Annotated in this window: 21 protein-coding genes; 7 read left to right on the forward strand and 14 right to left on the reverse strand. The window is 70.0% G+C overall.

The genetic code is table 11. From position 1 onward, the window contains the following. Positions 1-15 precede the first annotated feature (15 nt). The 3 genes from ACIQUT_RS33230 (at position 16) to ACIQUT_RS33240 (ending at position 4,175) form a co-directional block, all read left to right on the forward strand. On the forward strand, positions 16-1,845 hold the full coding sequence (locus tag ACIQUT_RS33230) for an acyl-CoA dehydrogenase (protein WP_403568528.1): 1,830 nt from the start codon (positions 16-18) through the stop codon (positions 1,843-1,845). A gap of 169 nt (positions 1,846-2,014) precedes the next feature. After that, a complete protein-coding gene (locus tag ACIQUT_RS33235; protein ID WP_403568493.1) occupies positions 2,015-2,773 on the forward strand; it encodes a hypothetical protein in 759 nt (252 codons plus the stop codon). A gap of 103 nt (positions 2,774-2,876) precedes the next feature. Then, on the forward strand, positions 2,877-4,175 hold the full coding sequence (locus tag ACIQUT_RS33240) for a M18 family aminopeptidase (protein WP_403568494.1): 1,299 nt from the start codon (positions 2,877-2,879) through the stop codon (positions 4,173-4,175). Between the two features lie 61 nt (positions 4,176-4,236). Here ACIQUT_RS33240 and ACIQUT_RS33245 read toward each other — a convergent pair whose 3' ends face one another. The 3 genes from ACIQUT_RS33245 to ACIQUT_RS33255 form a co-directional block, all read right to left on the reverse strand. Continuing rightward, positions 4,237-6,120 carry an NHL domain-containing thioredoxin family protein gene (locus ACIQUT_RS33245; protein WP_403568496.1) on the reverse strand — a complete coding sequence of 628 codons (1,884 nt, stop codon included), beginning with the start codon at positions 6,118-6,120 and terminating at the stop codon, positions 4,237-4,239. Positions 6,121-6,210: 90 nt separating this feature from the next. Then, complete coding sequence (locus ACIQUT_RS33250; RefSeq protein WP_403568498.1) at positions 6,211-6,888, reverse strand: class I SAM-dependent methyltransferase; 678 nt, start codon at positions 6,886-6,888, stop codon at positions 6,211-6,213. A gap of 92 nt (positions 6,889-6,980) precedes the next feature. After that, the gene (locus ACIQUT_RS33255) at positions 6,981-7,439 is read right to left on the reverse strand and encodes a hypothetical protein (protein WP_403568500.1); all 459 of its coding nucleotides are present in this window, start codon (positions 7,437-7,439) and stop codon (positions 6,981-6,983) included. Positions 7,440-7,776: 337 nt separating this feature from the next. Here ACIQUT_RS33255 and ACIQUT_RS33260 point away from each other — a divergent pair, with 337 nt between their 5' ends. Further along, on the forward strand, positions 7,777-8,556 hold the full coding sequence (locus ACIQUT_RS33260) for a helix-turn-helix domain-containing protein (protein WP_391346812.1): 780 nt from the start codon (positions 7,777-7,779) through the stop codon (positions 8,554-8,556). Between the two features lie 313 nt (positions 8,557-8,869). On the opposite strand, the gene ACIQUT_RS33265 is transcribed toward ACIQUT_RS33260, so the two are convergent. The 7 genes from ACIQUT_RS33265 to ACIQUT_RS33295 all read right to left on the reverse strand — a co-directional run bounded on the left by ACIQUT_RS33265 (position 8,870) and on the right by ACIQUT_RS33295 (position 14,780). Then, positions 8,870-10,435: a recombinase family protein gene (locus ACIQUT_RS33265; RefSeq protein ID WP_403568502.1), complete on the reverse strand. Its 1,566-nt coding sequence runs from the start codon at positions 10,433-10,435 to the stop codon at positions 8,870-8,872. A gap of 33 nt (positions 10,436-10,468) precedes the next feature. After that, entirely contained in the window at positions 10,469-10,639 is a 171-nt protein-coding gene (locus ACIQUT_RS33270; RefSeq protein ID WP_403568535.1) for a hypothetical protein, read from the reverse strand. 57 nt (positions 10,640-10,696) lie between these two features. Then, positions 10,697-10,927 (reverse strand): hypothetical protein, encoded by a 231-nt coding sequence (locus tag ACIQUT_RS33275; protein ID WP_215015924.1) that lies wholly within the window; start codon positions 10,925-10,927, stop codon positions 10,697-10,699. Between the two features lie 286 nt (positions 10,928-11,213). After that, positions 11,214-12,062: a helix-turn-helix domain-containing protein gene (locus tag ACIQUT_RS33280; RefSeq protein WP_403568504.1), complete on the reverse strand. Its 849-nt coding sequence runs from the start codon at positions 12,060-12,062 to the stop codon at positions 11,214-11,216. A gap of 12 nt (positions 12,063-12,074) precedes the next feature. Beyond that, positions 12,075-12,545 carry a DUF6879 family protein gene (locus tag ACIQUT_RS33285; RefSeq protein WP_403568506.1) on the reverse strand — a complete coding sequence of 157 codons (471 nt, stop codon included), beginning with the start codon at positions 12,543-12,545 and terminating at the stop codon, positions 12,075-12,077. A gap of 28 nt (positions 12,546-12,573) precedes the next feature. Continuing rightward, positions 12,574-12,846 carry a hypothetical protein gene (locus ACIQUT_RS33290; protein ID WP_403568530.1) on the reverse strand — a complete coding sequence of 91 codons (273 nt, stop codon included), beginning with the start codon at positions 12,844-12,846 and terminating at the stop codon, positions 12,574-12,576. 488 nt (positions 12,847-13,334) lie between these two features. After that, on the reverse strand, positions 13,335-14,780 hold the full coding sequence (locus ACIQUT_RS33295; protein ID WP_403568508.1) for a recombinase family protein: 1,446 nt from the start codon (positions 14,778-14,780) through the stop codon (positions 13,335-13,337). Positions 14,781-14,905: 125 nt separating this feature from the next. On the opposite strand from ACIQUT_RS33295, the gene ACIQUT_RS33300 reads away from it, so the two are divergent. Next, positions 14,906-15,469: a Uma2 family endonuclease gene (locus tag ACIQUT_RS33300; protein ID WP_403568510.1), complete on the forward strand. Its 564-nt coding sequence runs from the start codon at positions 14,906-14,908 to the stop codon at positions 15,467-15,469. Here ACIQUT_RS33300 and ACIQUT_RS33305 read toward each other — a convergent pair. From ACIQUT_RS33305 to ACIQUT_RS33315, 3 genes are all read right to left on the reverse strand, one after another. After that, positions 15,466-15,987: a DUF4240 domain-containing protein gene (locus ACIQUT_RS33305; protein ID WP_403568531.1), complete on the reverse strand. Its 522-nt coding sequence runs from the start codon at positions 15,985-15,987 to the stop codon at positions 15,466-15,468. The two genes, ACIQUT_RS33300 and ACIQUT_RS33305, sit on opposite strands and share 4 nt — an antisense overlap. Positions 15,988-16,027: 40 nt before the next feature. After that, a complete protein-coding gene (locus tag ACIQUT_RS33310; protein ID WP_403568512.1) occupies positions 16,028-16,837 on the reverse strand; it encodes a hypothetical protein in 810 nt (269 codons plus the stop codon). A gap of 71 nt (positions 16,838-16,908) precedes the next feature. Continuing rightward, positions 16,909-17,703: a carbon-nitrogen family hydrolase gene (locus ACIQUT_RS33315; RefSeq protein WP_403568514.1), complete on the reverse strand. Its 795-nt coding sequence runs from the start codon at positions 17,701-17,703 to the stop codon at positions 16,909-16,911. Between the two features lie 148 nt (positions 17,704-17,851). Here ACIQUT_RS33315 and ACIQUT_RS33320 point away from each other — a divergent pair, with 148 nt between their 5' ends. Beyond that, entirely contained in the window at positions 17,852-18,682 is an 831-nt protein-coding gene (locus ACIQUT_RS33320; RefSeq protein ID WP_403568515.1) for a maleylpyruvate isomerase family mycothiol-dependent enzyme, read from the forward strand. 159 nt (positions 18,683-18,841) lie between these two features. Beyond that, positions 18,842-19,876 (forward strand): helix-turn-helix domain-containing protein, encoded by a 1,035-nt coding sequence (locus tag ACIQUT_RS33325; RefSeq protein ID WP_403568516.1) that lies wholly within the window; start codon positions 18,842-18,844, stop codon positions 19,874-19,876. 165 nt (positions 19,877-20,041) lie between these two features. On the opposite strand, the gene ACIQUT_RS33330 is transcribed toward ACIQUT_RS33325, so the two are convergent. Further along, a complete protein-coding gene (locus ACIQUT_RS33330; protein ID WP_403568518.1) occupies positions 20,042-21,430 on the reverse strand; it encodes a nitrate/nitrite transporter in 1,389 nt (462 codons plus the stop codon). Positions 21,431-21,547 lie beyond the last annotated feature (117 nt).

Raw genomic sequence — 21,547 nt, forward strand, 5'->3', positions numbered from 1 at the left:
AACGGAGCCGTCGCCATGGGGCACTACAAGTCGAATCTCCGCGACATCGAGTTCAACCTCTTCGAGGTGCTCGGCCGCGACAAGCTGTACGGCACCGGCCCGTTCGGCGAGATGGACACCGAGACCGCCAAGAGCATCCTGTCCGAGATCGCCCGCCTCGCCGAGAACGAGCTGGCCGAGTCCTTCGCGGACGCCGACCGCAACCCGCCGGTCTTCGACCCGGCCACCAACACGGCTCCGGTCCCGGCCTCCTTCAAGAAGAGCTACAACGCCTTCATGGAGTCGGAGTACTGGCGGCTCGGCCTGCCCGAGGAGATCGGCGGCACCACCTCGCCCCGCTCCCTGATCTGGGCCTACGCGGAGCTGCTGCTCGGCTCGAACCCGGCCGTCTGGATGTACTCCTCCGGCCCGGCGTTCGCCGGCGTCCTGCACGCCGAGGGCAACGAGGCGCAGAAGCGCGTCGCGCAGATCGCCGTCGAGAAGCGCTGGGGCTCCACCATGGTCCTCACCGAGCCGGACGCCGGCTCGGACGTCGGCGCCGGCCGCACCAAGGCGGTCCAGCAGGAGGACGGCTCCTGGCACATCGAGGGCGTCAAGCGCTTCATCACGTCCGGTGAGCACGACATGGAGGAGAACATCCTCCACTACGTCCTCGCCCGCCCCGAGGGCCACGGCCCGGGCACCAAGGGCCTGTCGCTCTTCCTCGTCCCGAAGTTCCACTTCGACTGGGAGACCGGCGAGCTGGGCGAGCGCAACGGCGTCTACGCGACGAACGTCGAGCACAAGATGGGCCTCAAGGCCTCCAACACGTGCGAGATGACCTTCGGCGACCAGCACCCCGCCAAGGGCTGGCTGATCGGCGACAAGCACGACGGCATCCGCCAGATGTTCATGATCATCGAGTTCGCGCGCATGATGGTCGGCACGAAGGCGATCTCCACCCTCTCCACGGGCTACCTCAACGCCCTGGAGTACGCCAAGGAGCGCGTGCAGGGCACCGACCTGGCCAACTTCATGGACAAGGCCGCGCCCAAGGTCACCATCACGCACCACCCGGACGTCCGCCGCTCGCTGATGACGCAGAAGGCGTACGCCGAGGGCATGCGCACCCTCGTCCTCTACACGGCCTCCGTGCAGGACGAGATCGCGGTCAAGGAGGCGGCCGGCGAGGACGCCAAGGCCCTGCACGGCCTGAACGACCTGCTGCTCCCGATCGTCAAGGGCTACGGCTCCGAGAAGGGCTACGAGCAGCTCGCCCAGTCGCTCCAGACCTTCGGCGGCTCCGGCTTCCTGCAGGAGTACCCGATCGAGCAGTACATCCGCGACGCCAAGATCGACACTCTGTACGAGGGCACCACCGCGATCCAGGGCCAGGACTTCTTCTTCCGGAAGATCGTCCGCGACCAGGGCGCCTCCCTGAACCTCCTCTCCGAGGAGATCAAGAAGTTCCTCGCCCAGAGCGAGGGCGGCGAGGACCTGGCCGGCGCCCGCGACGCGCTCGCCAAGGCCGCCGTCGACCTCGAAGGCATCGTCGGCCAGATGATCGTCGACCTCACCGCCACCGGCGAGGACGTCAAGAACATCTACAAGGTCGGCCAGAACACCACCCGCCTGCTGATGGCCTCCGGTGACGTCGTCGTCGGATACCTGCTGCTCAAGGGCGCGGCCGTGGCCGCCGAGAAGCTGGCGGCGGGCGCCACCGGCAAGGACGTCGCCTTCTACCAGGGCAAGATCGCCGCCGCGAAGTTCTTCGCCTCGCAGATCCTGCCGGGCGTCTCGGTCCAGCGCGCGCTGGCCGAGGCCGTCGACAACTCCCTGATGGACCTCGACGAGGCCGTCTTCTAGTCCACGGCACACGCACCGCGGCCGGATCCTCGTGCGGGGGGTCCGGCCGCTCGCGTACCCGCACCCGGCGGGCACCGGCGGGCCTGCACCCCGGCACCCCGGCACCCCGGCGGGCCGGTGCCACCTGCCGATTCCCGCGTTGTCGGTCGTTCGTGGCACGCTCGTAGACATGAGTCCACAGGAGCAGCACGGCAGCAGCAGGGGGTATTCGGTCCCGACGGGGCGGCCGTACGCCCTCCGGGAGCTGCAGGCCGCCATCGGCAGCCTCGGCGACCACCTGAAGGAGCTCTACGACGGCGCCCACCCCACCGAGTACGAGGCCGTCGCCGACGCCCTCTACACGGCCTTCCAGACCGCCGCCGGACTCGCCCCCGCCAAGAGCTACACCGGCTGCCCCGAGCACCCCAACGGCGCCCTCGACCCCGAGGCGCCCGACGGCTGGGGCCGCTGCCTGATCTGCAACGACCGGCGCCGCCTCGGGCTGCGCGACCGCGGCGGCCGGGCCGGCCGGGCCGCGGCCGCCCGCCTCGCCGCCCCGCCCGCCGGGGAGCAGCGCCGGCTCGGCTACCCGGTGCCCGACCCGCCGTACACCCTCCAGGCGCTGCGCGACCACGTCCGCACCGTCGAGGACCGCCGCTTCCACCTGGCCCTCACCTCCCCCACCGACGACTTCGTGCGCATCGCGGACGACCTCCACCGCGCGTTCATCGTGGCCCGCGAGCTGTCCCGGCCGCGCGGCGCCTCCGGCTGCTCCGAGCACCCCGGCGCGCCCGTCGACCCGGACGCGCCCCCGGGAGAGGCCTGTATCTTCTGCGCCGGACGCAAGAGACGCGCGCAGCGCTCCGCGACGGCCCCGGAGATGCTCCCGCGCATCCGCCGCGGCGAACGCAGGCAGCTGCAGCGCCGATTCGAGCGACCGCCGGGCTGAGGAGCCGCCGGAACCGCGGACGACACAGCCCGCGGCCCGGTGATCAACAGCTATCCGCCGCAGTCCGGCCAAGGCGAACACGACCGTCGTTAAGGTGAACCCCATGAGCTCTCCCGCCCGCTTCGACCGCGGCCACACCGACGATCTGATGACCTTCCTGACGGCCAGTCCGTCGCCGTACCACGCCGTGGCCAACGCGGCGAAGCGGCTGGAGAAGGCAGGATTCAGGCAGGTGTCGGAGACGGACGCCTGGGACGCGGGCAGCGGGGGCCGGTTCGTGCTCCGCGGCGGCGCACTCATCGCGTGGTACGTCCCGGAGGGCGCGGCCGCGCACACCCCGTTCCGCATCATCGGCGCGCACACCGACTCGCCCAACCTCCGCGTCAAGCCGCTTCCTGACACCGGGTCGGTGGGCTGGCGGCAGATCGCCGTCGAGATCTACGGCGGGCCCCTGCTCAACACCTGGCTCGACCGCGACCTGGGCCTGGCCGGACGGCTGACGCTGCGCGACGGCAGCGAGCGGCTCGTCAACGTGGACCGGGCGCTGATGCGCGTACCGCAGCTGGCCATCCACCTGGACCGGTCCGTCAACAGCGACGGCCTCAAGCTCGACAAGCAGCGGCACATGCAGCCGATCTGGGGGCTGGGCGAGGTCCGGGAGGGCGACCTCATCGCGTTCCTGGAGGAGGAAGAGGGCCTGCCGCAGGGCTCGGTGGCGGGCTGGGACCTGATGGTCCACTCGATCGAGCCGGCCTCCTACCTGGGCCGCGACCGCGAGTTGGTGGCCGGGCCGCGCATGGACAACCTGGTCTCCGTGCACGCGGGGGTCGCGGCCCTGGCCGCCGTCTCGGCCGGCGGCGGCGCCGCGCTGGACCACATCCCGGTGCTCGCCGCGTTCGACCACGAGGAGAACGGCTCGCAGTCGGACACCGGCGCCGACGGCCCGCTCCTGGGGAACGTGCTGGAACGTTCCGTCTTCGCACGCGGGGGCTCGTTCGAGGACCGGGCGCGCGCCCTCGCGGGCAGCATCTGCATCTCCTCCGACACCGGCCACGCCGTCCACCCCAACTACGCGGAACGGCACGATCCCACGCACCACCCGCGCGCCAACGGCGGCCCGATCCTCAAGGTCAACGTCAACCAGCGGTACGCGACGGACGGCAGCGGGCGGGCGGTGTTCGCCGCGGCCTGCGAGCGGGCCGGCGTGCCGTGGCAGACGTTCGTGTCGAACAACTCGATGCCCTGCGGCACGACGATCGGCCCCATCACCGCCGCCCGGCACGGCATCCAGACCGTCGACATCGGCATCGCGATCCTGTCGATGCACAGCGCGCGCGAACTCTGCGGCGCGGAGGACCCGTACCTCCTCGCCAACGCCCTCGTCGCCTTCCTGGAGTCCTGACCGAACACAGAACGCCCCCGCGCCGTGCGCGGGGGCGTTCCTGCTGGTTCCGGTGGCTCCGTCAGGCGTCGAGGCCGGCGAGGACCAGGGGGAGGCGGGTGGCGCCCGTCGGGGTGAGGGTCAGCGGGACGCCCCAGTCCTGCTGGTGGACGTGGCAGGCCGGGTACTCGTTGGCCGGGTCGTCGTCGCAGGACGCCGCCATCGCGGAGACGTGCAGGACGCCCTCGGCGACCTCCGGGTTGAGCTCCAGCTCCCGGGACAGGTCCGTACCCGTGCCCTCCCCGGACAGCAGCAGCTCCGGCGGAGTCGAGGACACCAGCAGCCGCGTCGACGGCCCGTAGCGGGTGTCGAGCTTCTGGCCGCTCGGCGCCTGGAAGACCACGTCGAGGAGGAGCGTGCCCGGGGCCACCTCGGTGGCGGCGCGCTGGGTGCGGTGGGCGACGGCGTCCACCCGTACCGCCTCCTCCGGCAGCCGCAGCCGGGTCAGCCGGTGCCGGGCCGACTCCACGACCACGATGTCCTCCCCGTCGAGGACGGCGGCGCTCGGCTCGCGCAGGTCGGTGGCCAGCGTGGTGACCTGGCCGGTCGCCGGGTCGAAGCGGCGCAGGGCGTGGTTGTACGTGTCGCACACCGCGACCGAGCCGTCGGGCAGGGCCGTCACCCCGAGCGGGTGCTGGAGCAGCGCCTGCGCCGCATCGCCGTCCCGGTGCCCGAAGTCGAACAGGCCGGTCCCGACGGCGGTCCGCAGCACGTACCCGTTCCCGTCGGCGTCACCGTCACCGTCGCCGTCGCCGTCGCCGTCGCCGGCAGCGGGCTCAACGTAGCGCAGGGCGCTGTTCTCGGAGTCGGCGATCCACAGCCGGTCCCCGGCGGCCGCGAGCCCGGACGGCTGCGCCAGCCAGGCTTCGAGGGCGGGCCCGTCGTGCAGGCCCTCGTTGGTCGTGCCGGCGGCGACCTCCACGGTCCCGGTCTCCGGGTCCCACGTCCACAGCTGGTGGACGCCCGCCATGGCGATCCACACCCGGCCCTGCCACCAGGCCACGTCCCACGGCGAGGACAGGTCCACCTCCAGGGCCGGCCCGGAGGCGGGCGAACCCTGCCACCACTGCCGGCCGGTGCCGGCGACGGTCTCCACGGCCCCCGTGGCCGGGTCGAAGGTGCGCAGCGCGTGGTTGACGGTGTCGGCGACCACGACCCGCCCGTCGGGCAGCAGCGCCATGCCCTGCGGCTCGCTGAACGCGTCCGGCCCGAAGCCGCGCTCGCCGCTGCCGATGCGGCGTACGACGGTCTCCCCGTCCGGGGCCAGCTCCACGAGCCGGTGTCGCGTCGAGTCCGACACGAGCAGGTTCCCCGACGGCAGGACGAGGGCCTTCCCGGGGAACCGCAGCTCGCCCGCCACCGGCTCCGGCGCCACGTACGGCCCGTCGCCGCGGCGCAGGGTGCCCTTGGCCTCGTGCTCGGCCTCCAGCTCCTCGACCAGGCGCGCGATGGCGTGCGCGTGCCCCTCGCCGGCGTGCTGGGCGACGATGTACCCCTCGGGGTCGATCACGACGAGCGTGGGCCAGGCCCGTACGGCGTACTGCTTCCAGGTGGCCAGCTCGGGGTCGTCCAGCACCGGGTGGTGCACCTCGTAGCGCTCGACGGCGTCGACGACGGCCGCGTGCTCGGCCTCGTGGACGAACTTCGGCGAGTGGACCCCGATGATCACGACGGTGTCGCGGTGCTTCTCCTCCAGCTCGCGCAGCTCGTCGAGGACGTGCAGGCAGTTGATGCAGCAAAACGTCCAAAAATCGAGGATCAATGTGCGACCACGGAAGTCGGCGAGCTTCAGGTCCTTCCCGCCGGTGTTGATCCATCCGCCCTTGCCGATCAGCTCGGGAGCACGGACACGGGCACGCTTGCGGGGTGCGGGCGCGGGGGTGGGCGCCGGAGCAGCATCGTTCATCCTTCAAGCTTGCCATTGGCCCATGAACACCGGATCACGACCTTACGACGCCGCTGTCCTGCGCAGCTATGGGATCCGCTCCACCACGGACTAGCCTCCTTGGACGCCCCGGACGAACAGAGTTCCTGTGCGCCGGCTCCCGGCGGGTGGGGCAAGCACGGACGCTGACACGTCCACGAAGCCGTGCTCCTTGAGAATCAGCGCCCACACATCGGGTTCGTAGTCCCACCGCTTGACGACAGCGGGGTCTTCTTCGGGCCCGCGCGGGATGTATGACGCCTGGCAGCCGTAGCACCCTTCAACCGGGGGCCGCTGGGAGAAGGCGAAGACGCCACCTGGCTTGAGGGTCGCGTGAACCAAAGGCAGCAGTAGACCGGGGTCGGTGAACCAGGCAGCGCCGAAGACGCTGTAGACCGCATCGAAGATCGTGAACGTGTATCCGAGGTAGGTGAGCGCGTCGGCCTGGTGAAGTTCCATCTCGTTCACGCCCGGCCACCGCTCGCGTGCCTTGTCGAGCTGCTTGGCGGAGAGGTCGATTCCGATGGACTTCATGCCGAGCGTCGCGAGGTGAGCAGCGTTTCCTCCAGACCCGCACCCGAGGTCGAGTGCCCTGTCTCCCGGGTTGAGCTTGAGCACGTCGACCCGGGGGCCGTGGTCCGGGTACTGGGTCCAGTTGAACCACGTGGTCTCGCCCTTGGCGTTGGTCTTCCGCCGCTGGGGCTTGCTCTGCGAGTAGGTGTCCCATGCGGTGCTGCGAGCGTCAGTCACTACCTGTCCGTTCTCGTTCACGGCGACAGCCGCCCGGCACGATACCGGGCGGCTGAAGCTCTCGTGGGTCAGTCGCTCCGCTTGAGTCGGAGCTACTTGTCGACGGGGCTGTCGGAGCAGCCCGCGTAGCTCTGGGTGCAGTCGGCTGCGCTGTTGATCGGCCAGAACTCCGGGTCCACGTCGAAGCCGGCCGATCGGATCATCTCGGCCGTCCGACGCATCGCGGCCCGGCCCTCGGCCGGGCTGTGGCCGTTGTTGCGGTCGGGGACGTGGTGGATGAACCCGCCGCCGAGCGCATCGCAGACCCTGGCGTAGTCCTTGGTGTGGAGCACGAGTGCGTGCCAGAACAGGTCCACGCGAAGGCTGGGCGTGGCCCTCTCCGTGGTGTTCGCGGCAACGGCGAGGAAGGCCGCCACCTGGTCGACGCCGCGCTGGCCCTGGTCGTCGGTCATCTCCGGCCAGGAGTCCTCGCGGACCATGGTGATGAGGTCGGCCCTCAGCTCGGGGGTGATGAGGTCGTACACGGTCTTCGTCGTGTCGGTGATCGTCACGTCTGTGCCTTCCTGGTCTGTGAGGAACATCGGGGGCACTTGCAGGGGGGCCAGGCGGCGGAGGCCATGGGGGTCAACGGCTTCTCGGCGCTGCTGCTGGGGTAGATCACCTCAGAGCCGAACGTCTGGCCGGAGTCGCGAGACACCCGCACGGTCATGGTCATCGTTGGCCTTCCGCTTGCCGGGTCCGGTTGGTGAAGCGATGCTCCCGCCGCCGGTCGGTCGGAACGACGACGCTTCGGGCGTCGCCTGGGCGTCACTCAGTGGGGTGTCAATGACGCCCTCCAGGGCGTCAAACCGGTGTCATTGCATGGCTGTTCGGTCTAGCTTTGACGTCATGACGACGACCGCCGTGGTGCCGAATGATGTGCTGCGGGCCGTGCGTATCGGCCTGCGCTTAAGCCAGGACGACTTTGCCAAGGCGCTCCGCCGGGCAGGTGCGGAACTGGGGGAACCGAACGAGGCTTCCAAGCGGCTGGTGCAGCGCTGGGAGTCCGGCACGAGCAAGACGCCTCGGGGCGTGTACGCCAGGGCCTTAGAACGGGTCACTGGGCGTCCGGTCGAGGCACTGGGGTTCGCCCTGCCGGTGCCGACGGCACGAGTCCACGCAGACGGGAAAGGAGGGCATGACATGGAGACCGGCACAACCGGTGTCGCGTCTGCCTCTGTAGGCGCGCAGCCCGCCGCGCAGACGGGTGAGGAGACGTTTTCGGGAGTGTGGCTCAGCCGCTACGAGTTCTTCTCTTCGAGCCGGGGCGACTCGTACGAGGGTAAGCACTACGTAGTGATCGTCCAGCATGGGAACCGGCTGACCGTTCAGAGCCTGCCTGGGGCGAGCAGCAACCCGGACAGCCCGCTCACGCTGGATCTGACCGTTGATCGCAACGTGGTCACGGGTACGTGGGTCGAGCAGACTGCCGCAGACGGCTACTACAACGGGGCCCGCTACCACGGGGCCATCCAACTCCTGGTCGAGCCGACCGGGCGGCGTATGGCCGGGAAGTGGGTCGGCTTCGGCAAGGACTTCGACGTGAATACCGGCCCCTGGGAACTGCGGCTGGTGGACCGGTCCACGAGCAAGGCGACGCTGGAGAGGTACAGCCAGCCGCCGGAGTGACATCCGACGGAGCACCTGATGGGCCGAAGACCCCACGGGTAGGGCCTTCGGCGGGATTTGCAGGGCGTTAACTGTGCCGCTCTCGCGCCTTCGGCGATCGATATGCGCTGGTCAGAGCCACGGTGGGGCCGAAGAACGGAGTCACACCCAGCGTGCGCCTTCCGAGCTGGGGCCGGGGTCGGGATGGCGACCACGGCGCAACTTCGCACCGACGCTCGGGCCGCCCCAGTGACGAAGTGACGGAATGACGTTTAGTTCTATTCCATCCATAGAGACTCAGAACATCTCTTAAAGAGGTAATGGACTTCGACCGTCATTCCGTCACTTCGTCACCCGCTGACTCCTCCCCAGCACCGCCTCTCGTCGCCCAGACGATCCGGCAGCGCTCGTCGCCGTCGAACCTCACGCCCACCCTGCCTCGCCGGACTTCCACTCGATCGATTGCGAGGACCAGGCGTTCACGCCTTCCGGCCGCATCGTCGGCTTCCCAAGCTTCACGCAGCAGGCCCGCGTCCAGGAGAGGAGAGATGTCCACGGAAGGGGTCGGCATCCGCAGTAGGTCCGCGCGCAGCCCCTCGATCCGGGTATGAAGTCGTCCGGCGAGCCGGTTGTACCGGTCGATCGCGTCTGCGCCGGTGAACTCGCCACGGACGTACCTGGCCTCCTCCAAGTCCGCCAGACGAGCCCCTTCGTCCGCGATCTCCGCCTCGATCGCGTCCCGCTTCGCGAAAACCTCCGGGTCCTCCCTCTGCACCCAGCGATCGGCGATCACGGCGAGCAGCGGGTCCTGGGGCTCCAGGGACGGCAGGCGTGAGAGGAACGCCCGGGTCACGTAGTCGTCGATGCTCTCCACCCGAGCCGATACGCCGGAGCATCCTCGCCCCATGCGGTGGCTGGAGCACTGGTACGACGTGCCGCCCTTGCTCATCCGGGCCCCGCAGAGCCCGCAACGCGCTATCCCAGTGAGCAGAGACTTCCCTTGCTTGTGACCGTGCCGCTTCCCCGCCAGAGGGAACGTGCGCGCTTCAAGCTGGCGGAGGATGAGTTCGCGCTCCCCGACCGTGATGATCCCCTCACCGATACTCACGGTCTCCAGCGTCTCCGGGTCTCGGTAGGGAGAGACCCGGTTCATGTACTTGCGTGTCCCGTCCGGCTGCTCCTCGTACTCGGTCTGCGGCATGAGACCGGCAAAGGCCGGTGAGCGAAGGAGTTGCATGACGCTGGACGAGTTCCACTCGCCTCCACGGGCGGACTCCACCCCGTGCTCGTTCAGCAACCGGGCGATGTGGACGAGGGCCTTCCCGGAGAGCGCCTCGTCGGCGATAAGGCGGGCGTAGACGGCGGTCTCGGGGTCGTGGACGAGCTTCTTCGCCTCAGGGTCCACCAGTAGCCCGTAGGGCGGCTGACCGCCGATCCACTGGCCCCGCTGGCGTAGGTACCGCTTGGCGTTGCCGACGCGCATCCCAAGGTTGCGGGACTCGTTGCGCGCCAGTTCCGCCAGCATCGCGATGGTGACCCGGGCGCTGTCGTTCTTCGTGTCGAGGCCGTCCATGACGGAGACCAGCCGTCCGCCGACCCGGCCTATTTCGTCCAGCGCCCTGCCGACCTCACCGATGCCCTTGCGGGACAGGCGGTCGAGCTTCCAGACGATCAGAACCCCCACGACGCCGGCCGTGGCTGCTGTGATCGCCGCATCGAATCCCTTGCGGCTGACGTTCTTGTAGCCGGAACGTCCACGGTCGATGTGGACCTTGCGGACGGTCAGTCCGTTGCGCTCCGCCCAGGCGCGGCAGTCGGCTTCCTGGCGGTCGATCGCAGTCTTGCCCTCCCGATCCAGGGACAGGCGCAAGTACAGGTCAGCAGTGGTGTGTTGGTGCACGTCCCCACGCTAGCGAGAAGTGCGCACATTGGTTCAGGAAATCCAGAAATCCACAACAACGCACTTACCTCGCAGGTCGGCGAGGGTGAGCTCTTTGCCGCCGGTGTTCAGCCAGCCACCCTTGCCGATCAGCTCGGGGGCACGGACACGGGCACGCTTGCGGGGTGCGGGCGCGGGGGTGGGCGCCGGAGCAGCATCGTTCATCCTTCAAGCTTGCCATCCGCCCGTGAACGCAGGATCACGCCGGTGCGAACCGCCTACTCAGGGCATGCGCTCCACCACGGCGACTTCCGAAAACTCCCGCAGGAAGGTCATGTGCCCGGTCCGGCCCGTGTGCTCGATGCACATGTCGGTACACACGTCCGCGTTCCCGGTCGGCGCGGCAGTCCACTGACAGTCCGGGTTCAGGCACCGCGCCGTGGCCGTCGTCTCCGCCGAGGGGTGGCGGTGCATGACGTAGCTGACGTACCGGAGCACCGCTCTCACGGTCATGGCGCTTCCCCGGGGTGCGGGTGGTTCCGAAGCTCCACGTTGCAATCACTGGCCGTGGAGTGGTCGCCCCGGAGACGGGCTTCCCGGCGCTGTGCGGCCAGGGCGGCGCAGACCCCGCAGGCGGCCGCCGGTACGGGTTCCGGGTCTGTTCGCAACGGCAGTTCTACCGGGGGTTGCGCATACGTGATCGTCTTCACGGCCCCGCTCCTCGTTTCGTCCGTGTAGCGACCACGCTAGGAACGGCGGAGCTGCGACTCCCAGGAGATTGCATGAGGTTGCACGGTCGTCACCTGAGCGTCTGAATGGCGCTGGTGATCAGCGCGCGGGCCTTCGCCCCATGGACGGCCATCTCGGCCAGTTCGGTGAACGTGTCCGCGTACGCGGCAACCTCGCTCGGTTGGGTCAGCGTGAGGTAGCCGGAGACCAGCTCGACGTTGACCTGTGCCGTGTCGAAGATCCAGAAGCCTTCCACCGGCATCCGGGACCGATCGGTCCGCGTGGGCACCACGCCCAGGCTGACGCTGGGCAGGGAGCCGACCGTAAGCAGGTGGCTGAGCTGTTCCTCCTGCACGTCCGGCCCGCCGAGACCGTTACGCAAGACCGACTCCTCAACCAGGAACGCGAACCGGCGGTCACCCTCGTAGAGGACGCGCTGACGCTCCATGCGCACGGCGACGGCATCGGCCACGTCATCGACCTCGACCCGCCTCCGCTGAACGGCACGCAAGACGGCTTCCGTGTAGCCGTAGGTCTGGATCAGGCCCGGCACGAACCACGAGGAGTAGGAGCGGAACCGGCGGGTTCGCTCGAAGAGCGGCAGACGGGCTTCCTGTGCTTGCCTGAGCCCGGCGCGCTCCATGCGTCGCCAGCCGATCCACATGTCTTCGACGGTCCGCAGCGAGGCGATCAGGTCGTCCGTCTGCCCTTCGGCCCCGCACGCGCGGCACCAAGCCCGGATGTCGTCGGCGGACGGAGGCGTACGGGCGTTCATGATCCGGGATGACTTGGACGGGTGCCATCCGCAGAGCCGGGCGAGATCGCGCCCGCTCAGGCCGGAGTCCCGGCAGAGCTCAGCGAGCCGGTTCGCCAGAGCCTGCCGGGCCTGCTGGGCACTTGAAGAGGGAGAGACAGCCATGGCGGTGACCGGTCAGCGCGGCTTGTACTCCTCGTGCGGGATGGCTCGTTGCCAGACGGCCTCGAACGCCGTGGCGCACAGGTGGACCCGCGCAGGATCGTCGGCGTACTCCCGCCCGTCCTCGTCCAACTGGCCCTCTCCGGTGAAGTGGTGGAAGAGGGCTTGGCTGCCGTCGAAGACCCAGAAGTCCGTACCTGGCAACGCCAAGTCCGTCGTCTGCCGGCGGGGCAACCACCGGACCAACTCACCCGCAGCGAGATTGGTGAAGGTGCAGTCGTATTCGTAGCGCACGTAGTCACTGATCGGCTCGGACACGATGCGGACCCGGCGGACCACCACCCCGCGCGCCGTGGCAGCACTCACCGCGTCGTGCCAGCCGCCCCACCACGACGACCGATCAGCCGGGTCCAGCCGTTTGCCCTGCTGCCAGGCAAGGAACTCCGGGTCATCGCGCATGTAGCTGTCACGCAACTCAAGATGCACGGCCGCATGCTGCGCGCGGGCCAGTGCGTTACGCGCGGGTGGCTGCACTTCCGGCTTCTCCGTTCTCGTCCGGGCGCGGGATGTACTTCAGCATCACCGCAGGGAGCCTGATGATCGTTTCGTGGTCCGGCACGTCCGTGGAGTGCCCGGGGATCGAGCCGATCTCCTGGCACGCCTTCACCTCTTCCTCAGTCGCCTTGTACGACTGAATCAGCAGGTCACCGGTCTCTTCATCAAGCCAGATGGTCGGGGACTCGTCGGTCGGCGTGTTCGGGATGATGCCGAGGAACCTTAGGTTCACGATCACTCCAGGTGTCGAGTCGGTTGCACGAACGTGCACGAGCCTCACTCCTGTGGCTGACCGGCGCAAGAGGGCGTCAGGACAAGCTTGTTGGTTCACGGCGCGGGTACGACGAAGCCCCCGACAGCCACCCAGCACGGGCAGCCACCGGAGGCTCCAGCAACCCTTCGCACAACCTATGACCCCTTAACGGGGGCGTTCCCAGGGTCTCAAGGAGGCCCTTTCCCAGTGGCCGCAAGCGTCGGCAGTCCAAAAACGGAGCCGCACCCAGGGCGCGTTTTCCGAGCTGGGGCCGGGGTCGCAGTGAGGGCTGCGCCTGAACTTTGGACATCCCGGGTGACGAAGTGACGGAATGACGATTAGTTCTGATCCACTCATGGAAACAACAACACTTCTATAAGAGGTAACGGAGGGAGAGCGTCACTTCGTCACTTCGTCACTTCGTCACGCGTGTCCGCTGCCGACAGCTGGAGGGGTTACGCCTGTGCTCAGGTGACGCTGTCGGTACCCAGCTTCGCCCAATGGATCTGGATGCGTTGCTCAGGGATGATCCGCTGTCCGCGCACTCCCTTGGTCACTTCAACCCGGTCTATCGCGAGTGACAACCGGCCGCGCCGGTCTTCGTTCGTGGCCTCAGCCCACGCCTCACGCAGGATGAGGCCGTCAAGCATCGGCGACACGTCCACGGACGGCATGGGGAGCTTGCGAAGATCGGTGCCAAGCCCTTCGATGCGCCCCCTCAGGCGCTCTGCAAGCAGGTTGTAGCGCTCCACGGCTGCGGGGCCACTGAACTCACCGCGCACGTATCGCGCGTCCTCCAGATCGGCGAGGCGGGCTTCCTCATCCTGGATCTCAGCAGTAAGCGCATCACGTTTCGCGAAGGTCTCCGGGTCCACGCGGTGGACCCAGCGGTCTGCGATCGCGACAAGCAACGGGTCGTCCGGTTCGAGCGCTGGGAGCTTCGTGAGGAACTGTTCCGTCACGTACTGGTCAACCGCTTCAGCCAGCGCTGACGCTCCGATGCACTGGTTGCCCGCGCGGCGAGCCATGCACTGGTAGCTGCCTCCCACCCGGTGCATCCGGCGACCACAGCCGGGTACCGCGCAGTAGACGAGTCCTGTGAGCAGCGCCGTCCCCTCGGGCTTCGGCCGCCGCTTTCCTGCGTGTACGAACGTCCTGGATTCCAGGGTGCGGATGATCCGTTCACGCTCTCCGACCGTGATGATCCCCTCGCCGATCTCGACGGTGTCCAGAGTCTCGGGATCGCGGTACGGGAAGACCCTGCCCGTGTACTTCCGCTCGCCGTCGTCCGTCTCGACGGTCTCAGTCTCCGGCATAAGGCCGGCGAAGGCTGGGGAGCGCAGGAGCTGCATGATGCTCGCCGCGTTCCACTGCCCGCCTCTGGGCGAAAGAATCTCGTATTCGTTGAGAAGTCGGGCGATCTTGACCAGCGACGTTCCGGCAAGCGCTTCATCCGCGATGAGACGGGCGAAGACGGCGTGCTCCGGGTCATGGACGAGCTTCTTGGCCTGCGGGTCGATGAGCAGCCCGTACGGAGGCTGTCCGCCGATCCACTGACCCTTGCTGCGTAGGTATCGCTTGGCATGGCCGACGCGTGTGCCGAGATTCTTCGATTCGGATCGGGCGAGTTCGGCGAGCATCGCCACGACCATGCGTGCCGAGTCGTTCGAGGTGTCGAGACCGTCCACGACAGAGACGAGACGGCCGCCGGCCTTCTCGATGTCGTCCAGCACCTTGCCGACCTGGCCGATGCCCTTGCGGGACAGGCGGTCCAGTTTCCAGACGATCAGCGTGCCGACGACGCCCGCCGTGACGGCCGCCAGCGCGGCGTCGAAGCCCTTGCGCTCAACGGTCTTGTAGCCGGAGCGCCCTCTGTCTATGTGGGCGCCGGGGCGGCATCGTTCATCCTTCAAGCTTGCCATCCGCGTGTGAGCGGCGGATCGACACACCTGCCCGAGACACGTCCACTCGCCGGGGTGACGACACACCCCGCGCCCGCGTGCGACTCTGGCGGCGGGGAGCAAAGGAGGCGTCCGGTATGACCACCGCACACGGGCCCATCGACTACAGCGAGGGCATCGATCCCGAGCGTGCGCTGAAGTACGCCTTGCAGCGTCTGTGCGGAGACCGCGCCGAGCTGATCGAGGGGGTCGTCGCGAACGTGACGCCGAGCTGGGACCACGAGAACGCAGCCGAGGAGATCCGCAACCAGATCAAGCCCCGGGTCAGGGCGCTGGGCTGCGTCACCGGTTCGGGCAACCTGGACCTTCCGGGGTCGAGCAACTGGTACGTGCCCGATCTCGCTGTCGTCCCGAAAGAGCTCGTGAAGGGCGCTCAAGCCCTGCTGCCCGACCAGACCCTCCTGGTCGTCGAGGTGACCTCGGACTCGAACGTCGAGACGGATCGGGTCGTCAAGCGGAAGCGGTACGCCGAGTACGGGGCGCCGCTGTACCTTCTCGTCGACCGGGTGGAGAAGACCGTCACGGTGTTCTCCGGACCCGGGCGGCTCGGGTACACCGAGGTCGACGGGCCGCACTCCTTCGGGACGCCGGTGCGGCTGCCCGAGCCGTTCGGCCTGGAGCTCGACACCAGCGGGCTCTAGGCGAACAGGGTGGTCAGGCGGGGGAGGCGGGCGGCGAGCTCGGCCGTGTCGTCGAAGTCGAAGTCCCAGGACGGGTCCAGGGGCGGGTAGCGGATCGTGAAGGAGTCCGAGGGGAGTTCCCGGCCCGTGGCCCGCTCGTACGCGGTCCAGGCGAGGGCGAGGGCGTCCTCGTCCTCCAGTTCCGGGCCGTCCTGCGCCGCCGCGCGGACCGCGGGGTGGCCGGCGAGGGAGTCCGGGTCGGTGAGGGCGGCGGCGAAGACGGCCTCGCCCTGGGTCAGCAGCCAGCCGCGGAAGTAGTCGAAGCCGTCGTCCGAGCAGCCGCCGTTGATCAGGTACGCGGCCGCCCACAGCGGGCTGCGGTACGACTCGGCGAGGAGGTCCCACAGCACCTGCTGGGCCGCTGCTATCTCGGCCGGCGGCCGCAGGGCCAGCAGCCGGGCGGCGCGCTCCGCCACCTCGTCCGGTGCGGCCTCCGCGCGGGCCGCCTCGATCAGGGTCCAGAAGGTCTGCTTGTCCATCTGCTCGTCCATGGGGGGAGCCTTGCATCCCCCTGTGACATCAGGATTCGAGGAAGGAGCGGAGGGAGGCCGTCATGGCGGCCACGAAGCGGTCCTGGACCTCCGGGGGCAGCAGGTCGAGGGAGAGGTACGGGTTCAGGTCCTCCAGCTCGACCAGGAGGAGTTCGCCCGAGGGGGCGCGGCAGGCGTCCACCCGCTGGATGCCGTGGGTCAGGGTGTTCCACCGGATGAAGGACGCCGCGAAGTCGAGGTCCGCCGCGGTGGGCTCGTACGGGACCAGTTCCCAGCGGCGGGCCGGGTCGGGGGCGTGGAGGGCGTACTGGAAGGTGTGGTCCACGTAGTAGAAGGACACCTCGTACGCGAAGTGGATGCGCGGCTGGATGAGGATCTCGCCGGCCGGGCCGGACGGGGCCGGGGTGAAGGTGAGGCCGATGGAGTCCGCGCCCTGCTTGGGTTTCACCGCGTACACGGGGACCTGCGGCAGCCGGTCGAGGTGGGCCGGGTCGTCGATCGTGGGGATGACGGGGTAGCCGGCGGCGGTCAGGTCGAGGAGGTACTGCTTGCCCGCCATGTCGGCGCGGCCGGTCAGCGGGTTGTAGACGCGGGTGCCGGTGGCGCGGGCGGCCGCGCGGAAGGAGTCGTAGGCCTCCTGGTAGTGCAGGACCGGCCCGCTGTTGCGGACGACGACCGCGTCGAAGCCCCGCGGTATGAGGGCCTCCGCGTCCTCGGGATGGCACAGGGCCAGCTCGAAGCGGGTGCGCAGGCGCGAGGTGAGGAAGACGTCCTCGTCGCCGTAGCGGCGGCCGCGGGCCGGGTACGACAGGTCCGTCACGTAGAGCAGCTGGGGCATGGGGAAAACCTATCCCCGTGCGTCACGCAGGTGCTGCCCCCGGCCCGGGCCGGGCCGGGGGCAGCAGGTCGTCAGCGGGTCGGCGGCTGCATGCCCAGCATGCGGTCCTTCAGGGCCGGGAACTGGTCGCGGGTCTCGGCGACCTTCGCCGGGTCCAGCTCGACGGTGAGGACCTCCTCGCCGGGTCCGGCCTCGGCCAGGACCTCCCCCCACGGGTCGACGGCCAGGCTGTGCCCGGCCTGCTCGACCCCGGCGTGGGTGCCGGCGAGGCTGCAGGCGAGGACGTACGACTGGTCCTCGACGGCGCGCGCCCGGTTCAGCAGGGTCCAGTGTTCGCGGCGGCGGGCGGGCCAGCCCGCGGCGACGACCATCGTGGTGGCCCCGGCGTCGACCAGGCCGCGGAAGAGTTCGGGGAAGCGCAGGTCGTAGCAGGTGGCGATGCCGAGGGTCTGCTCCGGCAGGGCCACGGTGGTGAGGGAGTCGCCGGGGGTCATCATGACGGCCTCGCCCTGGTCGAAGCCGAAGCGGTGGATCTTGCGGTAGCTGGCGGCGAGCTCGCCCGCCGGGGAGATGACGAGGGCGGTGTTGTAGAGGGAGCCGTCACCGGCCCGCTCGACGACCGAGCCGGCGTGCAGCCAGACCCCGGCGTCGCTCGCCGCCTTGGACATGACCTCGAAGGTGGGGCCGTCCAGCGGCTCGGCCTCGGTCTCGAACAGCTCGTAGGCGAAGGCGCCCACGGTCCACAGTTCGGGCAGGACGACGAGGTCGGAGCCGGCCTGTTCCCGGACGAGATCGGCTGCCCGGGCCCGTCGGTGGGCCACCGACTCACCGTCGGTCACCGCGATTTGGATCAGCGAGGCGCGCACAGTACCACCATCCTGGTATTCAAGCCGTCAACTCGGCCTACGATCGTCACACGAAAGCACTGCCGGGGTACGCACCGGCAGCGTAGTTTTGGAATCCGTCCACACGCTTCCCGACATGGCACCGCCGAACAGCACGCGAGGGGTCCCGTTGACCGTCCATCCGCATCCCAGCTTCCAGCCCTATGCCGACGCGTGGACACACTCCATCGAGGCGATATCCGAGCTGGTCCTCCCGCTGACGGAGGGCGAGTGGAACCGGGCGACGCCGTGCCCGGGCTGGTCGGTGCGCGATGTGGTGTCGCACATCATCGGCATCGAGACCGAGATGCTCGGGGACCCGCGGCCCATCCACACGCTGCCCCGGGACCTGCGGCACGTGGTGGACGAGTTCACCCGGTACATGGAGGTCCAGGTCGACGTCCGCCGGCACCACACCGCGCCGGAGATGACCTCGGAACTGGAGTACACGGTCATCCGTCGTGCGCGGCAGCTGCGCAACGAGAAGCGGGACCCGTCGACGATGGTGCGCGGGCCGCTCGGCAACCAGGTGACCCTGGAATCCGCGCTGCGGCTGCGGGCGTTCGACGTGTGGATGCACGAGCAGGACCTGCGGGCCGCGCTCGGCGTGCCGGGGAACTGGGACTCGCCGGGGGCGTTCGTGGCGCAGGACCTCCTGCTCGCCGGGCTGCCGAAGGTGATCGCCAAGCTGGCGGGGGCGCCCGCGCACTCGGCGGTGGTCATCGACGTGCACGGGCCGGTGGAGTTCCTGCGGACGGTCCGGGTGGACGGTTCGGGTCGCGGGACGCTCGACTCGACGCCCTCGCTCGGGCCCGCGGTGACGCTGGCGATGGACTGGGAGACGTACGTACGGCTGGCGGCGGGCCGGGTCCGGCCGCACGCGGTGGCCGACCGGGTGAAGACCGACGGCGACGCGGAGCTCGCGGCCGCGATCCTGGCGAACTTCTCCGTCACCCCTTAGGGCCGGACGGCTGCCGTACGGCGCATCGGCGCGGGCTGCGCCTGCGTGGGCCCGCCGTTTCTCCTCGGCCCGGCCTGGGGTTCCTGAGAACCGGGGCGGGCGGTTCGTCGTCCCCGTCACGGGGGCGCGGGCGATCAGGAGAAGAGGGGGTGCGCAGAGGTGTGGGCGAGGTTGTCGGCCGGGGCCGTTCCGGAGAAGGAGCGGCTCGACTGGTTCACGGACATCATCGCGCAGGAGCTGGTGCCGACGGCGATCCGGAGTGAGCGGGCCGACTGCTTCTGGGCCGAGGCGTCTGTCCTCTACCTCGGCCCCGTACAGGTGTCGACGTTCGAGTTCGCGGCCCTGCAGTCCCGGCGCACGGCCGCCCACGTGCGGCGCAGCGACCCCGAGCAGTACCAGATCGGGCTGGTGACCGACGGCGCGATGTCGCTCGACCAGAACCGCGGCACGTCGGGCCTGTTCAGCGGGGACATCGTGCTGTGGGACACCTCGCTGCCCATGTCCTCGGAAGCCGTCCCCCGGGAGGGGGGCCTGGTCCGGGCCGTGACCCTGTCGTTCCCGCGGGACGCGATGCCGCTGCGCGGCGCCCGCGTCGAGCGGCTGCTCGCGCAGCGCATCCCGGGCGGCCAGGGGATGGGGGCGATCCTCGCCCGGTACATGCGCTCGCTGGCGGAGCACGGCGCGGACTGCGGCCCGGCCGAGCTGAACCGGCTCGGGACGGTGGCCCTCGACCTGGTGGGGGCTTGCCTGGCCGGCATGCTGGGCGCCGAGGAGGGGCTGTCGCCCGAGGCACGCACCCGGGTCCTGCTGGAGCGGATCGACGCCTTCGTCGAGCACAACCTGGGGGATCCGCAGCTGACCCCGGCCGCGGTCGCGGCCCGGCACGGCATCTCGCTGCGCCGCCTCCAGCAGTTGTTCCGGGAGCGCGGCGAGACGCCGGCGGCCGGGATCCGGCGGCGCCGGCTGGAGCGGTGCCGGGCCGAACTGGCGGACCCCGCGCGGGCCGGGAGGCCCGTGCACGCGGTGGCCGCGCGGTGGGGTTTCACCGATCCCTCGGTCTTCAGCCGCTCATTCCGGGAGGCGTACGGGGCGAGCCCCACCGAGTACCGGCACCGGGCGGTACGGGAGGCGCTTGCGCAGGAGGTCAACGATGTCTGCGCGGGCCGCACAGCCGCGGTCTCCGGGCGGTCCTAGGCTCGTGATCCCCGGCCGGACGGCCGTGGTCCACCGGCGGCGGGGCGGGGAAGGACGGGGGTCTGCCCCGCCCCGCCGCAGGTGGACCGGAGCAGCCCGGACCTGACGGACCTGACGGACCTGACGGACCGGAACACGCCGCGTGGGCCGGCGCCCGGCCGGGTCTCATTCGGCGGCGCGGCCCGGGACCGTACCCACGGGGGCGGGGGACGGGGCCGGCCGCGGCCGCGGGAGTCCGGCTTCGCGTTCGCGTTCGCGGGCGAGGGTCCGGCCGCGCAGGCGCAGGATCTGGGCGAGGCCGAGGAGTTCGACGGCGAAGACCGAGGAGAACGCGATCCGGTAGTCGCCGCCGGTGGCGTCGAGCAGCACGCCGATCGTCAGCAGGGTGGCCATGGAGGCGAGGAAGCCGCCCATGTTGGTGATGCCGGAGGCGGTGCCCTGCCGTTCGGCCGGGTTGGCGGGCCGGGCGAAGTCGAACCCGATCATCGAGGCGGGCCCGCAGGAGCCCAGCACCACGCACAGGATGACGAGCAGCCACATCGGGGCCCGCTCGCCGGGGAAGGCCAGGACCGCGGCCCACAGCGCGGCCGTGGTCCCGACGGTGCCGAGGGCCAGCGGGAGCCGGGCGCCCTGCCGGCGGCCGATGATCTGGCCGTAGACCAGGCCGAAGGCCATGTGCGAGGCGACCACGAGGGTCAGCAGCCCGGCCGCGGTGGTCCGCGGCAGGCCCTGCGCCTCGACCAGGAAGGGCATGCCCCACAGCAGCAGGAACACCATCGCCGGGAACTGGGTGGTGAAGTGCACCCACAGGCCGAGGCGGGTGCCGGGCTCCCGCCAGGAGTCCCGGATCTGGCGCCGTACGAAGCCGCCGCGCGCGCCGCCGCCCGCGGTGGGCCGGGTCGGGTGCGGGGGCGGCGGTTCGGCGCCCTCGGGGTGGTCCCGCAGGAACAGCACCAGCGGGACGAGCACCAGCAGGCCCGCGGCCGCACTGCCCGCGAACGCGGCGGTCCAGCCGAGGCCGTGCAGGACGGGGGCGAGGACCAGGGTGGAGACCAGGTTGCCGGCCATGCCGATCAGGCCGGCCAGCTGGGCCATGAGCGGCCCGCGCCGGGCCGGGAACCAGCGGGTGCCCAGCCGCAGGACGGAGATGAACGTCATCGCGTCCCCGCAGCCCAGCAGGGCGCGGGCGGCGAGCGCCGTGCCGTACGAGGGGGCCAGCGCGAAGCCGAGCTGGCCGGCGGTGAACAGGACCGCGCCGAGGGCCAGCACCCGCTTGGTGCCGAGCCGGTCCACCATCAGGCCGACGGGTATCTGCATGCCCGCGTACACGAGCAGCTGGAGCAGGGAGAACGTGGAGAGGGCGGAGGCGTTCACGTGGAAGCGGTCCACGGCCTCCAGGCCGGCCACCCCCAGGCTGGTACGGAAGATCACCGCAACGAAGTAGACGGCGACGCCGATCGACCAGACGGCCGCGGCCCGCCGTCCGCCCGGCGGCTCCTGCGACGGCTCGTGCGGTGCGGGGGCGGGGGCAGACGCGGGGGCGGGAGCGGCCATGAACACAGGTTAGATACATGAAACGTGCAACCTGTTGTGCCGTCCGGGATGCGGACCGCCGCCCCCGTCGGCTGCATCGAAGGATGTACACCGGCTTCGTCCGGCCGCAGGACGAGA

The organism is Streptomyces sp. NPDC090445, from assembly GCF_044769385.1.
Lineage (GTDB): Bacteria > Actinomycetota > Actinomycetes > Streptomycetales > Streptomycetaceae > Streptomyces.

Excerpts from the sequence above, each read along its gene's own strand:
- ACIQUT_RS33300 (WP_403568510.1), top strand. The coding sequence starts at position 14,906 with ATGACCACCGCACACGGGCCCATCGACTACAGCGAGGGCATCGATCCC.
- ACIQUT_RS33275 (WP_215015924.1), bottom strand. The coding sequence starts at position 10,927 with ATGACCGTGAGAGCGGTGCTCCGGTACGTCAGCTACGTCATGCACCGC.
- ACIQUT_RS33330 (WP_403568518.1), bottom strand. The coding sequence starts at position 21,430 with ATGGCCGCTCCCGCCCCCGCGTCTGCCCCCGCCCCCGCACCGCACGAG.
- ACIQUT_RS33270 (WP_403568535.1), bottom strand. The coding sequence starts at position 10,639 with ATGAACGATGCTGCTCCGGCGCCCACCCCCGCGCCCGCACCCCGCAAG.
- ACIQUT_RS33305 (WP_403568531.1), bottom strand. The coding sequence starts at position 15,987 with ATGGACAAGCAGACCTTCTGGACCCTGATCGAGGCGGCCCGCGCGGAG.
- ACIQUT_RS33240 (WP_403568494.1), top strand. The coding sequence starts at position 2,877 with ATGAGCTCTCCCGCCCGCTTCGACCGCGGCCACACCGACGATCTGATG.
- ACIQUT_RS33310 (WP_403568512.1), bottom strand. The coding sequence starts at position 16,837 with ATGCCCCAGCTGCTCTACGTGACGGACCTGTCGTACCCGGCCCGCGGC.
- ACIQUT_RS33230 (WP_403568528.1), top strand. The coding sequence starts at position 16 with ATGGGGCACTACAAGTCGAATCTCCGCGACATCGAGTTCAACCTCTTC.
- ACIQUT_RS33260 (WP_391346812.1), top strand. The coding sequence starts at position 7,777 with ATGACGACGACCGCCGTGGTGCCGAATGATGTGCTGCGGGCCGTGCGT.
- ACIQUT_RS33235 (WP_403568493.1), top strand. The coding sequence starts at position 2,015 with ATGAGTCCACAGGAGCAGCACGGCAGCAGCAGGGGGTATTCGGTCCCG.
- ACIQUT_RS33245 (WP_403568496.1), bottom strand. The coding sequence starts at position 6,120 with ATGAACGATGCTGCTCCGGCGCCCACCCCCGCGCCCGCACCCCGCAAG.
- ACIQUT_RS33280 (WP_403568504.1), bottom strand. The coding sequence starts at position 12,062 with ATGGCTGTCTCTCCCTCTTCAAGTGCCCAGCAGGCCCGGCAGGCTCTG.